Source organism: Variovorax sp. GW823-FHT02B07, assembly GCF_058797695.1.
In genome coordinates this window covers 117,358-133,463 of record NZ_JBXAJX010000004.1, presented here as the reverse complement: position 1 = coordinate 133,463, position 16,106 = coordinate 117,358, and the positions used below count along the sequence as shown (strand labels likewise).

The 16,106-nt window shown below is 69.6% G+C and carries 17 protein-coding genes; 9 read left to right on the top strand and 8 right to left on the bottom strand.

Going from position 1 to position 16,106, the window contains the following annotated elements:
• Positions 1 to 51: 51 nt before the first annotated feature.
• The 7 genes from htpX to AC1RGU_RS21420 all read right to left on the bottom strand — a co-directional run bounded on the left by htpX (position 52) and on the right by AC1RGU_RS21420 (position 5,331).
• Positions 52 to 924: a protease HtpX gene (gene htpX / locus AC1RGU_RS21450; protein WP_056575841.1), complete on the bottom strand. Its 873-nt coding sequence runs from the start codon at positions 922 to 924 to the stop codon at positions 52 to 54.
• A gap of 148 nt (positions 925 to 1,072) precedes the next feature.
• Complete coding sequence (locus AC1RGU_RS21445; RefSeq protein ID WP_492698122.1) at positions 1,073 to 1,816, bottom strand: DUF3025 domain-containing protein; 744 nt, start codon at positions 1,814 to 1,816, stop codon at positions 1,073 to 1,075.
• Entirely contained in the window at positions 1,813 to 2,631 is an 819-nt protein-coding gene (locus AC1RGU_RS21440; protein ID WP_307635922.1) for an NYN domain-containing protein, read from the bottom strand. The genes AC1RGU_RS21445 and AC1RGU_RS21440 overlap by 4 nt, the downstream gene beginning before the upstream one ends.
• The gene (gene pyrC, locus AC1RGU_RS21435) at positions 2,628 to 3,659 is read right to left on the bottom strand and encodes a dihydroorotase (protein ID WP_070060172.1); all 1,032 of its coding nucleotides are present in this window, start codon (positions 3,657 to 3,659) and stop codon (positions 2,628 to 2,630) included. Before pyrC ends, AC1RGU_RS21440 begins: the two co-directional genes overlap by 4 nt.
• 45 nt (positions 3,660 to 3,704) lie before the next feature.
• On the bottom strand, positions 3,705 to 4,226 hold the full coding sequence (locus tag AC1RGU_RS21430; protein ID WP_492698123.1) for an RNA polymerase sigma factor: 522 nt from the start codon (positions 4,224 to 4,226) through the stop codon (positions 3,705 to 3,707).
• Positions 4,227 to 4,229: 3 nt separating this feature from the next.
• The gene (locus tag AC1RGU_RS21425; protein WP_492698125.1) at positions 4,230 to 4,439 is read right to left on the bottom strand and encodes a YgaP family membrane protein; all 210 of its coding nucleotides are present in this window, start codon (positions 4,437 to 4,439) and stop codon (positions 4,230 to 4,232) included.
• Positions 4,440 to 4,587: 148 nt separating this feature from the next.
• Positions 4,588 to 5,331, bottom strand: a complete 744-nt coding sequence (locus AC1RGU_RS21420) for a peptidoglycan-binding protein (protein WP_492698126.1) — start codon at positions 5,329 to 5,331, stop codon at positions 4,588 to 4,590.
• A gap of 176 nt (positions 5,332 to 5,507) precedes the next feature.
• On the opposite strand from AC1RGU_RS21420, the gene AC1RGU_RS21415 reads away from it, so the two are divergent.
• Together AC1RGU_RS21415 and AC1RGU_RS21410 are read left to right on the top strand one after the other, a co-directional pair.
• On the top strand, positions 5,508 to 5,846 hold the full coding sequence (locus AC1RGU_RS21415) for a Rieske (2Fe-2S) protein (RefSeq protein ID WP_492698127.1): 339 nt from the start codon (positions 5,508 to 5,510) through the stop codon (positions 5,844 to 5,846).
• Between the two features lie 47 nt (positions 5,847 to 5,893).
• Complete coding sequence (locus AC1RGU_RS21410) at positions 5,894 to 6,136, top strand: hypothetical protein (protein WP_390346755.1); 243 nt, start codon at positions 5,894 to 5,896, stop codon at positions 6,134 to 6,136.
• Here AC1RGU_RS21410 and AC1RGU_RS21405 read toward each other — a convergent pair.
• Positions 6,121 to 7,038 (bottom strand): LysR family transcriptional regulator, encoded by a 918-nt coding sequence (locus tag AC1RGU_RS21405; RefSeq protein WP_062478562.1) that lies wholly within the window; start codon positions 7,036 to 7,038, stop codon positions 6,121 to 6,123. The two genes, AC1RGU_RS21410 and AC1RGU_RS21405, sit on opposite strands and share 16 nt — an antisense overlap.
• Before the next feature lie 155 nt (positions 7,039 to 7,193).
• Here AC1RGU_RS21405 and AC1RGU_RS21400 point away from each other — a divergent pair, with 155 nt between their 5' ends.
• The 7 genes from AC1RGU_RS21400 (at position 7,194) to AC1RGU_RS21370 (ending at position 16,081) form a co-directional block, all read left to right on the top strand.
• Positions 7,194 to 9,329 carry a 3-hydroxyacyl-CoA dehydrogenase NAD-binding domain-containing protein gene (locus tag AC1RGU_RS21400; RefSeq protein WP_492698129.1) on the top strand — a complete coding sequence of 712 codons (2,136 nt, stop codon included), beginning with the start codon at positions 7,194 to 7,196 and terminating at the stop codon, positions 9,327 to 9,329.
• A 32-nt stretch (positions 9,330 to 9,361) separates the two neighbouring features.
• A complete protein-coding gene (locus AC1RGU_RS21395; protein ID WP_062478557.1) occupies positions 9,362 to 10,552 on the top strand; it encodes an acetyl-CoA C-acyltransferase in 1,191 nt (396 codons plus the stop codon).
• A gap of 18 nt (positions 10,553 to 10,570) precedes the next feature.
• A complete protein-coding gene (locus tag AC1RGU_RS21390) occupies positions 10,571 to 11,788 on the top strand; it encodes an acyl-CoA dehydrogenase family protein (RefSeq protein ID WP_492698131.1) in 1,218 nt (405 codons plus the stop codon).
• Positions 11,789 to 11,801: 13 nt separating this feature from the next.
• Complete coding sequence (locus tag AC1RGU_RS21385; RefSeq protein WP_492698133.1) at positions 11,802 to 12,944, top strand: acyl-CoA dehydrogenase family protein; 1,143 nt, start codon at positions 11,802 to 11,804, stop codon at positions 12,942 to 12,944.
• Positions 12,941 to 13,756, top strand: a complete 816-nt coding sequence (locus tag AC1RGU_RS21380) for an oxepin-CoA hydrolase, alternative type (RefSeq protein WP_492698135.1) — start codon at positions 12,941 to 12,943, stop codon at positions 13,754 to 13,756. Before AC1RGU_RS21385 ends, AC1RGU_RS21380 begins: the two co-directional genes overlap by 4 nt.
• A gap of 73 nt (positions 13,757 to 13,829) precedes the next feature.
• Positions 13,830 to 15,038, top strand: coding sequence for a CaiB/BaiF CoA transferase family protein (locus tag AC1RGU_RS21375; protein WP_492698136.1), 1,209 nt, complete (start codon positions 13,830 to 13,832; stop codon positions 15,036 to 15,038).
• 44 nt (positions 15,039 to 15,082) lie between these two features.
• Positions 15,083 to 16,081 carry a Bug family tripartite tricarboxylate transporter substrate binding protein gene (locus AC1RGU_RS21370; protein ID WP_307635933.1) on the top strand — a complete coding sequence of 333 codons (999 nt, stop codon included), beginning with the start codon at positions 15,083 to 15,085 and terminating at the stop codon, positions 16,079 to 16,081.
• Positions 16,082 to 16,106: the final 25 nt, after the last annotated feature.

Sequence of the window (16,106 nt, the reverse complement as noted above, 5' to 3'; positions counted from 1 at the left end):
GGTGAATCACCAGCCCCTTTTCCTTTGTGCCGCTGCGCGGCCTGTCTGTGCTCAGCGCGCGTTCTGCAGCGCCGCAATGCGCTCTTCGATCGGCGGGTGCGTGGCAAACAGCTTGCCCATCGCGCCGGTGATGCCCATGGCTTCCACGGCCTTGGGCAGTTCGCCGGCCGGCAGGCCGCCCAGGCGCGCGAGTGCGTTCATCATCGGCTGGCGGTTGCCCATGAGTGCGGCGGCGCCGGCGTCGGCGCGGAACTCGCGCTGGCGCGAGAACCAGGCCACCACGATCGCGGCGGCGAAGCCGAGCACGATGTCCAGCACGATGGTGCTCACGTAGTAGCCGATGCCGGGGCCCGACGAGCGGTCGTCGCCGCGGCGCAGGAAGCTGTCGACCGCGTAGCCGATCACGCGCGAGAGGAACACGACAAACGTGTTCATCACGCCCTGGATCAGCGTCATCGTGACCATGTCGCCGTTGGCGATGTGCGCGACTTCGTGGCCGATGACGGCCTCGACCTCTTCACGCGTCATGCCCTGCAGCAGGCCGGTGGACACAGCCACGAGCGACGAGTTCTTGAACGCGCCGGTGGCAAAGGCATTGGGCTCGCCTTCGAAGATGCCGACCTCGGGCATGCCGATGCCGGCCTTGTCGGCGAACTTGCGCACCGTGCCGACGATCCAGGCCTCGTCGGGCGACTGGGGGTTGTCGATCATGCGCAGGCCGGCCGTCCACTTGGCCATGGGCTTGCTGATGAGCAGCGAGATGATCGCGCCGCCGAAACCCATGACCAGCGCGAAGCCGAGCAGCGCCGTCAGGTTGAGCCCGTTGGCCGTGAGAAAGCGGTTGACGCCGAGCAGGCTGGCGACCACGCCGAGCACCGCGACGACCATCACGTTGGTCAGGACAAACAGAAGGATACGTTTCAAGTTGAATTCTCCGTGGGGAACACTGCCGACCAGATGAGGGCCACAAGGCCCGCTTCAAGCCTGCCCGGCCGGGGTGACCGCTGTTGTCGTAGGTTGTGACGGGCGCGGCGCGGTGGCGTGCGGTAGAGCAATGATAGGAGTAAAAGTTCTATGAACGGGGCCGGAAGACCTTCGGATCGTCGTAGTAATCGGGTGTTTCGTTGGCGCCGCACCACCCCGGAACGCCGAGCACCGGCAGCGGGGCGAAGGGCTTGCGTGCCATGTGCTCGAGCGTGAGGCAGCGCGCCAGCGCCGCGTCGCCGAGCGGACCTCCGGCTGCAGGCAGCAACAGCACATGCGCGGTCGCGGCCTTGCGCGGCACCACCAGTTTTTCGAGCAGCGCATGGCCGAACACGCGCAGCCGGGCCTGCGCCCAGAGTGGGCGCCGCGTGACGAACAACGCCTGCCAGTCGCGCGCCACCAGCGCCTCCCACAGCGCAGGCGGTGCATCGAGCACGGCCCCGTTCTCGTCGAACAACGTGAGCGCATCGCGCAGCGGCCCGCGCGTGGCGCCGACGCCGGCGCGTGCGATCTCGGCGGCCTGCAGTTCGTTGAGCCGGCGCTTGGTTTCAGGGAAAGCCAGCCAGACCAGGCCGTTGAAGAAGTCGTGCAGGTTGTCGCGCGTGGGCACGGTGCGCGTGCGGAAGATGTGGGCCTCGTAGGCCTGGCCCTCGGGCAGCGCGTCCTGCGTGACGAAGTCGGGCACGGCGAGTGGCTTGGCCGCCTGCAGCGCGGCGGCGACGGTACCGGCTTGTGCGACGGCCCGCGCCACGACTTCGCCGGGATCACGGTACGGCGCCAGCCAGGGTGCGGCCCAATCGATGGCCGCGACCGCTGGCAGGTCCGTGCTCAAGGCGCGGGCGCCCCCGTCCATCGGATGCGGTCGGGGTGCTGCATCACCGCGAACTCGCCCGTGAGCTTGTCGAAGAGCTTGAGCGAGCTGCCGCTCTTGCTGAGCAGGCCGGCGGTGCGCAGGGCCTTGGCCACGTCGTTCAGCGGCACGTCGGTGCCGCGGCGCAGCGCGGGAACGGCCTGCAGGATGAACTCGGCGGCTTCGGAGATTTCAGGCTGCTGCGGCGGTGGCGGTGCCACCGGCTTGGCCGTCTTCGCCGCCGTCTTGCGCGCAGTCTTGGCCGCAGCCTTCTTCGCGGGGGCGGTCTTCGCGGCCGGCGTCTTCTTCGCAGCCGCCACCTTCTTGGCCGGCGCGGTGCGCACGGCCGGCTTGATGCCGTGGTGCGCGAGGTCGATGAAGCTGTCGTAGATGCCGACGGTCTCTTCGCCGGTCTTGCCCTGCTGGCCGATGCCGCAGACGCGGCAGCCCTTTTCGCGCAGGCGGATCACCAGCGGCGCGAAGTCGGAGTCGGACGACACCAGCACGACCACGTCGGGCCGCTCGGCGATCACGAGGTCGATGGCGTCGACGGCCAGCGCGATGTCGGTGCTGTTCTTGCCCGCCGACAGGTTCACCATGGGCCGCACCGACAGCCGCTTGAACAGCGCCTGGCGGTTCACGGCCATCTCGGCGTTGCAGTAGGCGCGACGCACGTGGATGGCGCCGTAGTCCTCCATCGTGCGCTGCACGGCCTGCTCGATCACGTCGGCCGAGACGTTGTCGGCGTCGATCAGCAGCATCACGCGCAGCGACGACAGGGGCACCGGCGCCGTCATGCGAGCTTCCAGTTCACCGTCTCGCCACCGCGCAGCGGCTTGAGCGTGGCTTCGCCGTAGGGCACGGTCTCGGGCAGGGTCCAGGTTTCGCGCTTCAGCGTGATGGTGTCGGTGTGGCGCGGCAGGTCGTAGAAGTCGGGGCCGTGGAAGCTGGCGAAACCCTCGAGCTTGTCGAGCGCGTTCACGCTGTCGAAGGCCTCGGCGTACAGCTCGATGGCGGTGAGCGCGGTGTAGCAGCCGGCGCAGCCGAGCGCGTGCTCCTTCAGGTGCGCGGGGTGCGGCGCGCTGTCGGTGCCCAGGAAGAAGCGGTCGCTGCCGCTGGTGGCCGCCTCGACGAGCGCCACGCGGTGCGTCTCGCGCTTGAGCACGGGCAGGCAGTAGTAGTGCGGGCGGATGCCGCCGGTGAAGATGGCGTTGCGGTTGTACAGCAGGTGGTGCGCCGTGATGGTGGCGGCGGTGAAGCGGTCGGCGTCGCGCACGTAGTGGGCGCCTTCCTTGGTCGTGAGGTGCTCGAACACCACCTTGAGCTCGGGGAAGTCGCGGCGCAGCGGGATCATCACGCGGTCGACGAACACGGCTTCGCGGTCGAACAGGTCGATGGCCGGGTCGGTCACTTCGCCGTGCACCAGCAGCAGCAGGCCGTGCTTCTGCATGGCCTCGAGCGTCTTGTAGGTCTTGCGGATGTCGGTCACGCCGGCATCGCTGTTGGTGGTGGCGCCGGCCGGGTAGAGCTTGAGCGCGCGCACGCCGGCTTCGGCGGCCAGCGCGATTTCTTCGGGCGGCAGCTTGTCGGTCAGGTAGAGCGACATCACGGGCTCGAAGGACGTGCCCGCGGGCACGGCGGCGCGGATGCGGTCGCGGTAGGCCACGGCCTGGGCGGCGGTGGTCACGGGCGGACGCAGGTTCGGCATGATCAGCGCGCGGCCGAACTGGCGGGCGCTGTGGGGCACGACGGCTTCGAGGGCGGCGCCATCGCGCACGTGCAGGTGCCAGTCGTCTGGGCGGGTGATCGTGAGGGTGTCTGTCATTGCGGCGAGATTGTCGCATCGCCCCTCGACCGGAGCACCCCCGGGCTACCCCAGCAGGTACTCCCGCACCAGCAGGCGCGCCCGGTGCAGCCGGCTCTTCACGGCGCCCGGCGGCTCGCCCAGGCGCTCGGCGATCTCGGCGATGGTGAGTTCCTCGAAGTCGCGCAGCAGCACGACCTCGCGGTAGTGCGCCGGCAGCGATTCGAGCGCATGGGCCAGGTCGATGCGCAGCGCGTGGTCGCTGCGGGCCGCGAGCTGGCGCTCGACGGTGTCTTCGTCGAGCGGGTCGTGGCGGAACATCGCGCGCTGCAGGCGCAGGCATTCGCGCCGGATGACGGTGAACAGCCACGACGAGAACGCCACGGCCGCCTGCAGCCCGCGCACGCGGCGTGCGACCACGAGCAGCGATTCCTGCACGGCGTCGTCCACGTCGCTGGCCTGGCAGTGCCGGCGGGCGTAGCGGCGCGCGTCGGTCTGGCAGGCGGCGAGCAGGCCCTCGAGGGCGACGGGGTCGCCGGTCTGCGCGGCCAGTATCAGGCAGGTGCGGTCGATCGCTGCGGTGGCCATGGGTCAGTGGCCCTTGTCGAGCTTGCGCCCGACCATCGCGCACATCGGGCAGAAGCCGACCAGCCCGGTGAGGGCCAGCATCGCGCCCATGAGGCCGACCGCGACGGCCATGGCATTCGCCGGCCAGTTCAGGGCGGCGAAGGCGAGGCCGGCGAGGCCCAGGGCGATGCGCAGGGCGCGTTCCCAGCCGGGGACATTCTTGACGTAGAGCATGGTGGTTTCCTTCGATCCGTGACGTGTGAATGCGGGGGAGCAGAGCGCCCCTCCCGCATGGAAAGAGGCGGCCACCCGCCGAAACGGTTCGCGGAAAGTCAGGATTTTTTCATGCACCGGTGCCAACGGCCACCGCAGCCAGGCGCCACTACCGCTGGAACACCCCGCAGATGCGGTCCGCCACGGCCTGCATCCAGCGCACGTGGCTGGTCGAGCTGCGCGCGCCCCGGCCCGGCGGCCAGGGGTCGAACAGGCGCAGCGTGGTGCCGCCCCCGCCGGGGTCGTTGTCGCCGCGGATGCCCGCGAGCACGACCATGTGGCCCGGCTGGCCGGCGGGCGCGCCGCCCTTGGCGCCCCAGCGCAGGTCGAACATCAGCGGCCCGGCGTGCAGCGCGGTGCGCAGCGCGGCGACGGTCCACGGGCCGTGGGTCCGCAGCGTGAGGCCGTGCGCGGCGGCGAAGCGGCGGTTGTCGTCGTCCTCTTCGCCGCTGCCCTGCGCATGGCGGTCGCTGTCCACGCGGCGGCGCAAGGCGCCGTCGGCGCCCATCAACTCCGAGGGCGTGCGCGCGACCACGGTCTGCACGGTGGCGCGCGTGAGCATCGCGGTGGCGGCCGCCCAGCACAGCGCGGGCGCCGGTTGCGGGATCAGCGCCACGGGGTGCAGCAGCGGCGCGTGGGTTTCGTTGTCGAAGGCCACGTTGCGGGTGCAGGGGCCGGCCTCGCCGTCTTCGCACAGCCAGTGCGCGGCCTGCAAGCGCAGCACGGCCGCCCGGGTGACGGGGCCGTAGTCGCCGTCGGGGACGAGGGCGGGGCTGGGTTGCAGCTTGCGGTTCAGGGCCTCCTGCAGGCGACGGACATCGGCCCCGCGCCAGCCCTGTTTCAGCGTGCTCATCGGTGGGAATCCCCCTTGAGACAAGGATGCACGGACGAAGGAAAGCGAGCGGATGCATTGTGAAAACGGCACGCCCCTGCGTCTATTGGTCGGATGACATAGCCGAAACATGTGATGACGCGGGGGTGTCCCCCGGAGCGCCAGCCCCGTGGCGGACCTTGGTAGGCTCGCTCCCCATGACCGCGCCCGCCCCGACCGCACACCCCATCACCACCGAACTCGCCGACGGCGGCCTCGCGGCCCTGTTCACCGCGCCCGGCGGCGCGCCGGCCTTCGCGGTGCGCTGGCAGGGCGCCGTGCACGGCTACCTGAACCAGTGCCCGCACGCCGGCGGCCCGCTCGATTTCGAAGGCCAGATCCTCGAAAGCTCCGGGCGCTACCTGATGTGCGCGCGGCACGGCGCGATCTTCGAGCCCGACACCGGGCGCTGCGTGGGCGGCCCCTGCCGCGGTGCGCGCCTCACGCCGCTGGCGCTGCGCGAAGCGGCGGACGGCAGCGTGTGGCTGGCCGACTGAGGCCGCCAAGCGGCTACAGTCGCGACCTCTTCTTTCCGCCCTGCCCCATGCGCCGATTCGCTGCTTTCTCCGTCCTCGTTCCGGCCCTGCTCATCGGCGCGGGCTGCGTCTCGCGGCCCGCGCCGCGCGTCACCTTCCTGGCCGACGGCGTGTTCAAGTCGCCCACGGCGCAGGACGCCGAGAACTACTGCCGCAACTTCGGCGCGCCGATGCGCTTTTTGAGCAGCACGCTGTCGGAGGTGCCGGCGCAGGGTGTGCCGGCGGGAGAAGTCGTCTACCGCTGCGACTGAGCTTCTTCGGCTTCTTCCGGCCGCACCCGCGCCAGGATGAAATCGATGAACGTCCGGATCGCCCGCGTGTGCTGGCGGTTCGGCATGTAGAGCATGAACATCTGGGTGCCGAAGATCGACAGGCGCCAGTCGTCCAGCGTGGTCACCACGTCGCCGCGGCGCACGTCTTCCTGCACCACGTAGTCGGGCACGAGGCCCACGCCCAGGCCCGCGAGGATGGCCTGGCGCAGGAACAGAAAGTTTTCCGAGATCAGCGTCGGCTCCAGGATCACCTCGCGCCGCGTCTCGCCCTGGTAGGCCGAGATGCGCAGCTGCCGACCGATGACGGCGGCCGTGACCACCGGCGTGGCGCGCAGCGCGTCCAGCTGCACGGGCAGCGGGTGGCGCTCGGCGTACGCGCGCGTGGCGCAGGCCACGTAGCGCACCGGGCCCATCTCGCGCGCCACGAGGTTCTGCGGCGGCTCGGGGATCACGCGGATGGCGATGTCGACCTCGTCGCGCAGCAAATCCTCGATGCGGTTCTCGAACACCACGTCGAGCACGATGCCGGGGTACTGGCGCTTGAAGTCGATGAGCCAGTCGGCCATCACGAGCTGGCCGTAGCCGCTGGGCACGCTCAGGCGCACGCGGCCCTGCAGGCCCTCGCCCAGCGCGGTGACCGACTCGCGCGCCGCCAGCAGCTCGCCCTGGATGGCCACGCCGTGCTGGTACAGCCGCAGGCCGATCTCGGTGGGCTCGGCGCGCCGGGTGGTGCGCCGGATCAGCTGCGCGCCCACCGAGCGCTCCAGCTGGTTCAGGTGGTAGCTGACGTTGGCGCGGGTCATCTTGAGCCGGCGCGCCGCCGCACTCAGGTTGCCCGCGTCAAGGATTTCCACCAGCAGGGTGAGCGATTGCAGGTCCATGGGCGGATTGTGTCAAAAATTCTTTGACAGTCTGTCAACCACCTATGCAATTGTCAAAGCAGCGATGCCGGCCAAGAATGCAGGGCTCCCCAGAGCCCCGGACCCCTCGGCTTCACGAGGGCCTGCCACGCAAGCAAGAGACAAGCGACACGCACATGGCCACCCCCACTCCCAGCCCTTCCACGTCCAACGGTCCCGTCACCTTCCAGCGTCAAGGCGACGTGTGCGTGGTGACCATCGACAACCCGCCCGTCAACGCCCTGGGCGTGGACGTGCGCCGCGGCCTGGCCGCCGCCATCGATGCGGCCGAGGCCGACAGCGGCGCCAAGGCGGTGCTGATCGTCGGCGCGGGCCGCAACTTCATCGCCGGCGCGGACATCCGCGAGTTCGGCCAGGCGCCGCAGCAACCCTCGCTGCCCGAGGTCTGCCTGAAGATCGAGAACTGCACCAAGCCGGTGGTCGCCGCCATTCACGGCGCCGCGCTCGGCGGCGGGCTGGAAATTGCCCTGTCGGCGCACTACCGCCTCGCCGCGCCCACTGCCAAGCTGGGCCTGCCCGAAGTGGCGCTGGGCCTGCTGCCCGGCTCGGGCGGCACGCAGCGCGCGCCGCGCCTGATCGGCGTGAAGCCCGCGCTCGAACTGATGCTCAGCGGCCGCCATGCGGGCGCCAAGGAAGCGCTGACGCTCGGCCTCGTCGACCGCCTCGGCGCTGAAGCCGATGCGCGCGCCGAAGGCCTCGCCTACGCGCAGGAACTCGTCGCCGCCCACGCCCCGGTGCGCCGCACGCGCGAAGCCGCCGGCCTGGCCGACAAGGAAGCCGCCCGCGCCGCCCTCGAGGCCGCGCGCGCCGACACCGCCAAGAAGAGCCGCGGCCTGTTCTCGCCGATGAAGATCGTCGAAGCGGTCGAAGGCGCGCTCACGCTGCCCTTCGACGAAGGCATGGCGCTGGAGCGCAAGCTGTTCCTGCAGTGCATCGACAGCCCGCAGCGCGCCGGCCTGATCCACGCCTTCTTCGCCGAGCGCGAAGTGCTGAAGGCGCCCGAGACCCGCTCGGCCAGCCCGCGCGCGCTCACCTCGGCCGGCATCGTCGGCGGCGGCACCATGGGTGCGGGCATTGCCGTGGCCATGCTCGACGCGGGCCTGCCCGTGACCATGGTCGAGCGCGACGAGCCCAGCCTGGCGCGCGGCCGTGCCCACGTCGAGAAGGTGTACGACGGCCTCATCGCCAAGGGCCGCATGACGCCCGAAGCCAAGGCCGCCGTCATGGCGCGCTTCTCGGGCTCGACCAGCTACGACGCGTTCGCGAATGTCGACATCGTGGTCGAGGCCGTGTTCGAAGAGATGGGCGTCAAGAAGGCCGTGTTCGCCGAACTCGACCGCGTGTGCAAGAAGGGCGCCGTGCTCGCCACCAACACCTCGTACCTGGACATCGACGAGATCGCCGCCAGCATCTCGCGCCCGCAGGACGTGGTGGGCCTGCACTTCTTCTCGCCCGCCAACATCATGAAGCTGCTGGAGATCGTGGTGCCCGCCAAGGTGAGCGCCGACGTGGTCGCCACCGGCTTCGAACTCGCCAAGAAGCTCAAGAAGGTGCCCGTGCGCGCCGGCGTGTGCGACGGCTTCATCGGCAACCGCATCCTGGCCGTGTACCGCCAGGCCGCCGACCACATGATGGAAGACGGCGCCTCGCCCTACGACATCGACGCGGCCGTGCGCAACTTCGGCTACCCGATGGGCCCGTTCCAGGTGTCCGACCTGGCCGGCGGCGACATCGGCTGGGCCACGCGCAAGCGCAAGGCCGCCACGCGCGACCCGCAGGCGCGCTACGTGCAGGTGGCCGACCGCATCTGCGAGCGCGGCTGGTTCGGCCAGAAGACGCAACGCGGCTACTACCTGTACCCCGAAGGCGCGCGCACCGGCGTGCCCGACCCCGAGGTGCTGGCCATCATCGACGCCGAGCGCGTGCGCGCCGGCATCACGCCGCGCACTTTCACCGAAGAAGAAATCATGCGTCGCTACATGGCCGCCATGGTCAATGAAGGCGCCAACGTCGTGCTCCAGCGCATCGCGCTGCGCCCGCTCGACGTGGACGTGACCTTCCTCTATGGCTACGGCTTCCCGCGCCACCGCGGCGGCCCCATGAAGTACGCCGACACCGTGGGCCTGCCCAAGGTGCTCGCCGACATCCGCGAGTTCGCCAAGGCCGACCCGATCTTCTGGAAGCCGTCGCCGCTGCTCGTGGAGCTGGTCGAACGCGGCGCCGATTTCGCCAGCCTGAATCAATCCGAGTAACCGTTAGAGCCCACCGTCCAGGAGACAAACCCATGCGTGAAGCCGTCATCGTTTCTACCGCCCGCACCCCGCTCACCAAGGCGCACCGCGGCGAATTCAACATCACCTCCGGCGCCACGCTGGCCTCGTTCGCGGTGAAGGCCGCGGTCGAGCGCTCGGGCCTGGACCCGGCGCTGATCGAGGACGCGATCCTCGGCTGCGGCTACCCCGAAGGCACCACCGGCCGCAACATCGCGCGCCAGTCGATCATCCGCTCGGGCCTGCCGATCAGCATCGCCGGCACCACCGTGAACCGCTTCTGCGCCTCGGGCCTGCAGGCGATCGCCATGGCCGCCGGGCGCATCGTGGTGGACGGCGCGCCGGCCATGATCGCGGGCGGCGTGGAAAGCATCTCGCAGATCCGCGGCCGCAGCCCCGGCGACGGTGGCGACCTCAGCCTGGACCCGTGGATCGTCGAGCACAAGCCCGAGCTGTACATGGCGATGATCGACACCGCCGACATCGTCGCCAAGCGCTACAACATCAGCCGTGAAGCACAGGACCGCTTCTCGGCCGAGAGCCAGCGCAAGACCGAAGAAGCGCAGCTGGCCGGCCGCTACAAGGACGAGATCGTGGCCTGCACCACCACGATGGCCGTGACCGACAAGGAGACCAAGGAGGTCACGCACCGCGAAGTCACCGCCACGGAAGACAACTGCAACCGCCGCGGCACCACCTACGAGGCGCTGGCCAAGCTCAAGCCCGTGATGGGCGACGACAAGTTCATCACCGCCGGCAACGCCTCGCAGCTGTCCGACGGCGCTTCGGCCTGCGTGATGATGGAAGCCAAGGACGCCGAGCGCGCCAACCTGAAGCCGCTGGGCGCCTTCCGCGGCCTGGCGCTGGCCGGCTGCGAGCCCGACGAGATGGGCATCGGCCCGGTCTTCGCCGTGCCCAAGCTGCTCGCGCGCCACGGCCTGAAGGTGCAGGACATCGACCTGTGGGAACTCAACGAAGCCTTCGCCTCGCAGTCGATCTACTGCCAGGAGAAGCTGGGCATTCCGTCGGAACGCCTGAACGTGAACGGCGGCGCGATCTCCATCGGCCACCCCTTCGGCATGACCGGCGCGCGCCTCACGGGCCACGTGCTGCTCGAAGGCAAGCGCCGCGGCGCCAAGTACGCCGTGGTCACGATGTGCATCGCCGGCGGCATGGGCGCGGCGGGCCTGTTCGAAATTTACTGATTCATTGAGGAGTCCGCGATGGACCTGAACTTCACGACCGAAGAAGAAGCCTTCCGCAGCGAAGTGCGCACCTTCCTGGCGAACAAGCTGCCCGCGCGGCTGTCCGACAAGGTGCGCAGCGGCAAGATCCTGGAAAAGGCCGACATGCAGGAATGGCACGCCATCCTGAACGAGCGCGGCTGGCTCGCCAACCACTGGCCCGAGCAATACGGCGGCCCGGGTTGGACCGCGGTCGAGAAGTTCATCTTCGAGAACGAGTGCGCGCTGGCCTTCGCGCCGCGCATCGTGCCCTTCGGCGTCAACATGCTGGGCCCGGTGCTCATCAAGTACGGCAACGAAGCGCAAAAGAGCTACTGGCTGCCGCGCATCCTGAGCGGCGCCGACTGGTGGTGCCAGGGCTACTCGGAACCCGGCGCGGGCTCCGACCTGGCCGCGGTGAAGACCACGGCCGTGCGCGGCATCGACGCGCAGGGCGACCACTACATCGTGAACGGCCAGAAGACCTGGACCACGCTGGGCCAGCACGCCAACATGATCTTCTGCCTGGTGCGCACCAACCGCGAGGCGAAGAAGCAGGAAGGCATCAGCTTCCTCTTGGTCGACATGACCTCGCCCGGCGTGGAAGTGCGCCCGATCATCACGCTCGACGGCGAGCATGAAGTCAACGAGGTGTTCTTCTCCGACGTGCGCGTGCCGGCAGAGAACCTCGTGGGCGAAGAGAACAAGGGCTGGACCTGCGCCAAGTACCTGCTGACCTACGAACGCACCAACATCGCGGGCGTGGGCTTCTCGGTGGCCGCGCTCGAACAGCTCAAGGGCATCGCCGCGTCGCAGACCAAGAACGGCAAGCCGCTGGCGGACGACCCGGCCTTTGCCGCACGCCTGGCGCGTGTCGAGATCGACCTGGAGAACATGAAGACCACCAACCTGCGCGTGATCGCGGCGGTGGCCGGCGGCGGCGTGCCCGGCGCGGAAAGCTCGATGCTGAAGATTCGCGGCACCGAGATCCGTCAAGAGATTTCGTCGCTCGCGCGCCGCGCCATGGGCGTCTACGGCCGCCCCTTCGTCGCCGAAGCGCTGCAGGACGGCTACACCGAGAACGGCGGCGAGACCTTCGGCCCCGCCTATGCCAAGGCCGCCGCGTCGCGCTACTTCAACAACCGCAAGCTGTCGATCTTCGGCGGCTCGAACGAAATCCAGAAGAACATCATCTCCAAGATGATCCTCGGGCTGTAAAGGAGACACGCACATGAACTTCGAACACACCGAAGACCGGCGCATGCTCGCCGACAGCCTGAACCGCTTCATCGCCGAGCAGTACGCCTTCGATGCGCGCGACCGCATCGCGAAGTCGGCACACGGTTTCAGCAAGGAGATCTTCCAGAACTTCGCCGAGCTCGGCGTGATCGGCGCGCTGTTCAGCGAAGCCGACGGCGGCTTCGGCGGCAGCGGCTTCGACATCGCCGTGGTCTTCGAAGCGCTGGGCCGCGGCCTCGTGGTCGAGCCGCTGCTGGGCGCCGTGATGGTCGGCGAGGCGATCAGCGCCGCCGGCAGCGACGCGCAGAAAGAGAAGATCGGCGACATCGTCAACGGCGTGACCGTGGCGGCCTTTGCGCACGATGAAGCCGACACGCACTACGAACGCACGCGCGTGGCCACGACCGCCGAACGCCGCGGCGACGGCTGGGTGCTCAAGGGTGCCAAGGCCGTGGTGCCGCAAGGCGAGCAGGCCGACCTGTTCCTCGTGTCGGCCCGTACCTCGGGCAACGTCGATGACGAAGCCGGCATCTCCCTCTTCCTCGTGCCCGCCAAGACCGCCGGACTCGCCGTGCGCGGCTGCCCCGCGATCGACGGGGGCCGCGTGGCCGAACTCACGCTCGACGGCGTGACGCTCGGTGCCGACGCGCTGCTGGGCGCCGAAGGCCAGGGCGCCGCCACGCTGGAACGCGCCATCGGCCGCGGCGTGCTCGCGCTGTGCGCCGAAGCACTGGGCGCGATGGAAGCCGCCAAGACCGCCACGCTCGAGTACCTGCGCACGCGCAAGCAGTTCGGCATCCTCATCGGCAGCTTCCAGGCCCTGCAGCACCGCATGGCCGACCTGCTGCTGGAGATCGAACAGGCCCGCTCGGCCGTGATCAACGCCGCCGCCGCCATCGACGGCAGCGACCGCGTGGCGCGCGAGCGCGCGCTGTCGGCCGCCAAGTTCAGCATCGGCCGCATCGGCGCGCTGGTGGCCGAGGAAAGCATCCAGATGCACGGCGGCATCGGCATGACCTGGGAGCTGCCACTGCCCCACTACGCCAAGCGCCTCGTGATGATCGACCACCAGCTCGGCGACGAAGACCACCACCTGCAGCGCTACATCGCTCTGGGCAAAGAGGTCGCGGCATGACGGACAAGACCGTCCTCATCTCGCAGGAAGGCGCCGTACGCATCCTGACCAACAGCAACCCGGCCGCGCGCAACGCGATCACGCCGACGCTGTACGCCGAGCTGTCTGCCGCGCTCACCGACGCGCAGAACGACCCCGAGGTGGGCGCCATCGTCTTCACCGGCGCGGGCGACTTCTTCTGTTCGGGCGGCGACCTGAACCTGCTGGCCAAGCGCCGCGAGCTGCCCGAGGCCGAACGCCGCGAGAAGCTCGAAGGCCTGCATGACCTGATCCGCGCGCTCCGCGACTGCGGCAAGCCCGTGATCGCCGCCGTGGAAGGCGGCGCGGCCGGTGCCGGCCTGTCGATGGCGCTGGCCTGCGACATGCTGGTGTCGGCGCGCGATGCGTTCTACACGGTGGCCTACGTCAAGGTCGGCCTCACGCCCGACGGCGGCGCCACGGCCTTCCTCGCGGAGTTCGTCTCGCGCCAGCTGCTCACCGAGCTGTGCCTCACCGGCGACCGCCTCACGGCCGAGCGCCTGCACGCGATGGGCGCGGTGAACCGCCTGACCGACAAGGGCGGCGCGCTGGCCGAAGCCATCGCACTCGCCGCCAAGGTGGCCAACGGCCCGCAGCGTGCGAGCGCACGCATCAAGACGCTGTGCCGCCAGGCGCACCGTGCAACGCTCGAGGAACAACTCGAGGCCGAAGCGGTCTACATGGTGACGTCGCAGGCCGACGCCGAAGCCGCCGAAGGCATCGGCGCCTTCCTCGGCAAGCGCAAGGCCGACTTCGTCGCGTTGCGCCACGCGCCCCAGCCCGACGCGTCCTGACGCGCCGAGCCCCTCCCCGCTCGTGCATGCCGATGCAGATGCGGGGGTCTTTCGTTTTCCTGGAGTTGTTCCCATGCCCTCGCTGAATTCCTCGCTGCCGCTCGCCGGCGTGCGCGTCCTCGATCTGTCCCGCATCCTTGCCGGCCCCTGGTGCGGCATGGTGCTGGCCGACATGGGCGCCGAGGTGATCAAGGTCGAGCACCCGGGCCGCGGCGACGACACGCGCGACTGGGGCCTGCGCGTGGGCAAGACCGAGACCGCCTACTTCAACAGCGTGAACCGCAACAAGCGCTCCGTCACGCTCGACCTGCAGACGCCCGAAGGCCAGCAGATCGCGCGCGACCTCGCCAAGCAGTGCGACGTGGTGATCCAGAACTTCAAGTTCGGCGGCATCGACAAGCTGGGCCTGGGCTACGAACAGCTGCGCAAGGACAACCCGGGCCTCATCTACTGCTCGATCTCGGGCTACGACCGCACCGGCCCCGAGGCCGCGCGCCCCGGCTACGACCTCGTGGTGCAGGGCGAGGCCGGCCTGATGGCGCTGAACGGCGAAGCCAACCAGCCGCCGCTGAAGTTCGGCGTGGCCGCCGTCGACCTGTTCACCGGCATGTACTCAGCGCAGGCCGTGCTGGCCGCGCTCTACCAGCGCGAGAAGACCGGCACGGGCCGCCACATCGAGATGGCGCTGTTCGACTGCGGTCTGATGATCACTGCCTACTACGGCCTCGAAGCGCTGCTGATGGGCGAAGACCCGCCGCGTTATGGCAACTCGCACCCGTCGATCGTGCCCTACGGCGTGTTCGACGCGGCCGACGGCCCGCTGGTGATCACCGTGGGCAACAACGCCCAGTTCATGCGCTTCTGCACCGAGGTGATCGAGCGCCCCGACCTGGCCGCCGACGAGCGCTTCAAGACCAACATCCTGCGCTCGGCCAACCGCGCCGCGTTGCTGCCCGAGCTGAACGCCGAACTCGCGAAGCGCCCGCGCGCCGCGCTGCTCGAAAAGCTCAACGCATCGGGCATCCCCTGCGGCGAGGTGCTGGGCCTGCTGGAAGCGCTGAACTCCCCGCGCGCGACCGACGCCGGGCTGGTGACCAAGCAGCCGCACCCGGTGGCCGGCGAAGTCAACGTGCTGGCGCCGCCCTACCGTTTCGATGGCGAGCGCCTGCCCGTGCGCAGCGCGCCGCCCACTTTGGGCGAAGGCACGCACGACGTGCTGAAGTCCCTGCTCGGCCTGTCGGATGAAAAGCTGGCAGCGCTGAAAACGAATGGCGTCGTCTGATCGCACCACGCGAAGACAACGCCCGCATCCCTGAAGAGAAATCCATGGCCTTCCCGTTCCTCCGTACCCCCCGCAACCCCGTGCGCCGCGCCCTGCTCGCGCTGGCCCTTCCCCTGCTGGCCGGCAGCGCCTTCGCCCAGGCCTGGCCGACCAAGCCCATCACGCTGGTCGTGCCCTTCCCGCCCGGCGGCCCGACCGACGTGGCCTCGCGCATCGTGGCGCAGAAGATGTCGCTGTCGCTCAAGCAGAACATCCTGGTCGACAACCGCAGCGGCGCCTCGGGCACCATCGGCGCGGCCTTTGCCGCCAAGGCCGCACCCGACGGCTACACCTTCGTGATGCTGGCCACGCCGACGCTGCTGGCCTCGCACCTGTACGGCACCGTGCCCTACGACATCTTCAAGAACTTCACGCCCGTGGGCACCGTGTACGACCTGCCGATCGTGATGGTGGTGAACCCGAAGGCCCTGCCCGGCGTGAACGGCCTGCAGGACCTGATCGCCAAGGCCAAGGCCGACGGCGGCAAGCTCAACTACACGACCGCCGGCGCCGGCAGCTTCGGCCACCTGACGACCGAGCAGCTGAAGAACATCGGCAAGTTCGAGATGCAGCACGTGCCCTACCGCGGCAGCGCCCCGGCCGTGACCGACCTCATCGGCGGCCAGGTGCCCGCGATGTTCTCCGACCTCGTGGCCGTGATCCCGCACATCCGCGCCGGCACGCTGCGCCCGATCGCCGTGGGCTCGGGCAAGCGCGTGAGCCTGCTGCCCGACGTGAAGACCGTGGCCGAGCAAGGCTTCCCCGGCTTCGACGCCACCTCGTGGGGTGGGCTGCTGGCCCCGGCCGGCACGCCGCAGGCCGTGGTCGACCGCATGAGCGCCGAGCTGAAGAAGGCGCTGGCCGACAAGGAAGTCGGCGAGAAGCTGCAGAGCGTGGGCTCCTTCGCGGCCTACGGCACGCCGGAACAGACCGCCACGCGCATGCGCCAGGACTTCGAGCGCTGGGGCAAGGTCATTCGCGACAACAAGATCACGAACCAGTAAGACACGGCCTCCGTCCGCAGCCGGC

Excerpts from the sequence above, each read along its gene's own strand:
- AC1RGU_RS21425 (WP_492698125.1), bottom strand. The coding sequence starts at position 4,439 with ATGCTCTACGTCAAGAATGTCCCCGGCTGGGAACGCGCCCTGCGCATC.
- AC1RGU_RS21370 (WP_307635933.1), top strand. The coding sequence starts at position 15,083 with ATGGCCTTCCCGTTCCTCCGTACCCCCCGCAACCCCGTGCGCCGCGCC.
- AC1RGU_RS21410 (WP_390346755.1), top strand. The coding sequence starts at position 5,894 with ATGCGCCGATTCGCTGCTTTCTCCGTCCTCGTTCCGGCCCTGCTCATC.
- pyrC (WP_070060172.1), bottom strand. The coding sequence starts at position 3,659 with ATGACAGACACCCTCACGATCACCCGCCCAGACGACTGGCACCTGCAC.
- AC1RGU_RS21395 (WP_062478557.1), top strand. The coding sequence starts at position 9,362 with ATGCGTGAAGCCGTCATCGTTTCTACCGCCCGCACCCCGCTCACCAAG.
- AC1RGU_RS21405 (WP_062478562.1), bottom strand. The coding sequence starts at position 7,038 with ATGGACCTGCAATCGCTCACCCTGCTGGTGGAAATCCTTGACGCGGGC.
- AC1RGU_RS21440 (WP_307635922.1), bottom strand. The coding sequence starts at position 2,631 with ATGACGGCGCCGGTGCCCCTGTCGTCGCTGCGCGTGATGCTGCTGATC.
- AC1RGU_RS21380 (WP_492698135.1), top strand. The coding sequence starts at position 12,941 with ATGACGGACAAGACCGTCCTCATCTCGCAGGAAGGCGCCGTACGCATC.
- AC1RGU_RS21415 (WP_492698127.1), top strand. The coding sequence starts at position 5,508 with ATGACCGCGCCCGCCCCGACCGCACACCCCATCACCACCGAACTCGCC.
- AC1RGU_RS21390 (WP_492698131.1), top strand. The coding sequence starts at position 10,571 with ATGGACCTGAACTTCACGACCGAAGAAGAAGCCTTCCGCAGCGAAGTG.
- AC1RGU_RS21385 (WP_492698133.1), top strand. The coding sequence starts at position 11,802 with ATGAACTTCGAACACACCGAAGACCGGCGCATGCTCGCCGACAGCCTG.
- AC1RGU_RS21420 (WP_492698126.1), bottom strand. The coding sequence starts at position 5,331 with ATGAGCACGCTGAAACAGGGCTGGCGCGGGGCCGATGTCCGTCGCCTG.
- AC1RGU_RS21430 (WP_492698123.1), bottom strand. The coding sequence starts at position 4,226 with ATGGCCACCGCAGCGATCGACCGCACCTGCCTGATACTGGCCGCGCAG.
- AC1RGU_RS21375 (WP_492698136.1), top strand. The coding sequence starts at position 13,830 with ATGCCCTCGCTGAATTCCTCGCTGCCGCTCGCCGGCGTGCGCGTCCTC.
- AC1RGU_RS21400 (WP_492698129.1), top strand. The coding sequence starts at position 7,194 with ATGGCCACCCCCACTCCCAGCCCTTCCACGTCCAACGGTCCCGTCACC.